A 2745-nucleotide genomic window follows, 5' to 3' on the forward strand; every position below is an offset into this window, starting at 1 on the left:
GAATTTTTGATTTAAAATTTAAACCCTCGGAATTTTATAGTTTGATTTGCTTTCAAATTCTCATCGCACCGTATTCGCCTTAAAATTAAAGACACAAAAGATTTGCCACCAAAGTTTGCTGCTAAATTTACCGACGCGAAGTTTGCTTCGTAAATAGCGCAAGAATCATATAGGAATTTATACTAAAAATTTAAAGATACAAAATCCATCGGCATGATTATTTTAGATTTATTTTACGACAGAAATCCCGCTCTTGCGAGCAGGATTTCATTTCTTAGGGGGATAAGAAAAGGAGTTTAGGCTAAATAAATTTAGCCCGAGATTTCGTCTAGCCACGGAGTCCGCGACAAAAAGGAGCAAAAAGACGAAATCTCGCGCAAAATTTTAAGCCAATATTTAAGCGATCGGCTCGCGACAATAAACGAGATTTGCGACGGCTTCAAAAGCTATCGCAAAAATGCCGTGCCGCAAGCATCAAAATCAGACGAGCCTTTGTTTTTTGAAATACTCGCGCGGAGCCTTGCAAAGCGGACAGGCGCCCGGGGCTTTCTTGCCGCGATGAACATGCCCGCAGATCTCGCACACCCAAACTTCCTCATCGAAGCTCTCGAAAAAGCCCTCCTCTAGCAGGATCTTTTGAAGCTCGTTGTATTCGCGCTCGTGCTCCTCCTCGACCTTGCCGATAGCGTTAAAAAGGCGCGCAACCTCTTTTTTACCCTCTTCGGTCGCGATTTTAGCGAAGCTCGGATACATACTCTCGTGTTCATAGCGCTCGCCCGCAGCGGCATCGAGTAGATTCTTATCCATCTTATCAAGCGGGATACCCGCAGCCGCGTGATGTGCCTTTAGCTCGGCTCTGGCATGCCATTTTTCGTTTTCGGCAGCCTCGTAAAAATGTCGCGCGATGGCGTGAAAGCCAGCCTCTTTGGCTAAATCGCCGTAAAGATCGTATTTGTTGCGCGCTTGCGACTCGCCTGCGAACGCTTTCATCAAATTTACCTGCGTCAAATCCTCGGTGATGCATTTCATCGGCTCGCCGCAGCAGCTAAACGTGCCGCCGCCTACTTTTTGCACCTCGACCTCCGCGCCGCATTTGTCGCATCTGTAAGTTTCGTACTGTCTCATTTTAATTCCCTATCAAAATTTTTGGGGAATGATACCACGGCTACTATTAAATTTTACTTAATAAATTTTATTCTTCTCAATAATTTTATGTTTTTGAGAAAATTTTGGCACGAAATTTCCATCCGCAAAATCTAAACTTAAGGTTTTTCAAAGCAAATGAAATTTCAAGCAAAAGCGCTAACGCTTGATCATCTAAAAATATGAAATTTAGTTTTCTGGCTTATTTAAGCCTGTGATTTTCAAGGCTAGTCACGTCATTGGAAATTTTTTAAAATTTTAAAGTTATCTCAAAAATAACTTGCTAATTTTGCCGCGCAGTCTTGTTTACGAGTATATAACAATGCTCGGCAAAAAGTAGCTTTAAATGCGCCAACGAGCCGCCCGATTGTAATTATGAAGCGTTAAAAGCGTAATTAAGGGCACTGCAGCATTACCATTTTGCCGCTATGATCAGTAATTTCTGAGAATTTATGAACGTCAAATTCTAAGCCGCAAATCGAGCAAGGAGAGAATTTATCGACTTCCTTCTCGCCTAAAAGCGAGCAAATTGCGCCTATTGTCGGATTATGTCCAACGATAAATACGCATTCCGCGCTAGCTGCGTTAAAATTTTGCACAATATCTGCGCTAGAAATTTCCACATTGTTGCAAGATATCGCATTATTTTCGCTAATGCTAGCGGAAATTTTAGTGCTCTTAAAAGCAGAATTTTCATCGTTTGCGTCGCGATGTTTTTCGCTACTCAGACCAACCGCATTGTATTTTTCAACATTCACACTGCACCCAAAAAATCGTTTCTCATCCAAGCTGCGAACAAACTTTGCCAAATCCCATAAGCTTGCGTCGTATAACTCTCGCAATGACGCTACCCTTTTTGTCGCATCCAACGCATTAGCGATAATTTGCGCCGTATGGAGTGCGCGTATAGCCGAGCTTGTAATAATCAAATCAGGCACAAGCCCCAAGGTACGCAGCTTTTCTCCGAGTTTAATTGCGCAAAGTTCGCCCGCATGGCTTAATGGCCGCTCAAAATCGCTTTTGCCGCCGCTTTGCGCCTCAGCATGTCTTATAAAATATATCCGTTTCATCTGCATCCTTTCATAAAATTTTATGTAAAATTTAGCGTTAAATTCTACAAAATTCTAAATTTTTTCTGGATCATTCCAAAACCATAACCGACCACAAATCCCGCTATGTGTGCATACCATGCCACATTTACGCCCATTAACATCGGCGCAAAGCTCATTATCAAAATCGCGACAAAAATCCCACCCGCATTGCGTTCATCAAAATAAGCAATCACGCCTAAAAGCACGCAGATAGCGCCGCTAGCGCCTACGATATTGACGATTTCTCCCATGTTCATGGCATAACGGATATAAATCAGACACAAAGCGCCGCTCAGCAGCCCGCCTGCGATGTAAAGTAGCGTAAATTTTATACCACCGAACGCCCGCTCTAAAATTCCGCCGAATTGATATAAAACCGCCATATTCATCGCTAGATGCATCACTCCGCCGTGCATAAAAAATGAACTTAGTAGCTGCCACGGCATCCCCTCGAAAAAATATGGATTGAGCCCGAAAAACAGGTAGGACTTAAAGCCGAAAAAATATTCCA

Annotated in this window: 3 protein-coding genes; all 3 read right to left on the reverse strand. The window is 42.8% G+C overall.

The features are described 5' to 3' along the window. Positions 1-480 precede the first annotated feature (480 nt). A complete protein-coding gene (locus Q0620_RS01415) occupies positions 481-1125 on the reverse strand; it encodes a ferritin family protein (RefSeq protein ID WP_298782906.1) in 645 nt (214 codons plus the stop codon). A 413-nt stretch (positions 1126-1538) separates the two neighbouring features. After that, the gene (locus Q0620_RS01420; RefSeq protein ID WP_298782907.1) at positions 1539-2213 is read right to left on the reverse strand and encodes a histidine phosphatase family protein; all 675 of its coding nucleotides are present in this window, start codon (positions 2211-2213) and stop codon (positions 1539-1541) included. A gap of 44 nt (positions 2214-2257) precedes the next feature. After that, positions 2258-2745 (reverse strand): rhomboid family intramembrane serine protease (locus tag Q0620_RS01425; protein ID WP_298782908.1); only part of this gene is annotated, 488 nt, incomplete at its 5' end.

This window comes from uncultured Campylobacter sp., assembly GCF_938017615.1.
Classification (GTDB): Bacteria; Campylobacterota; Campylobacteria; order Campylobacterales; family Campylobacteraceae; genus Campylobacter_B.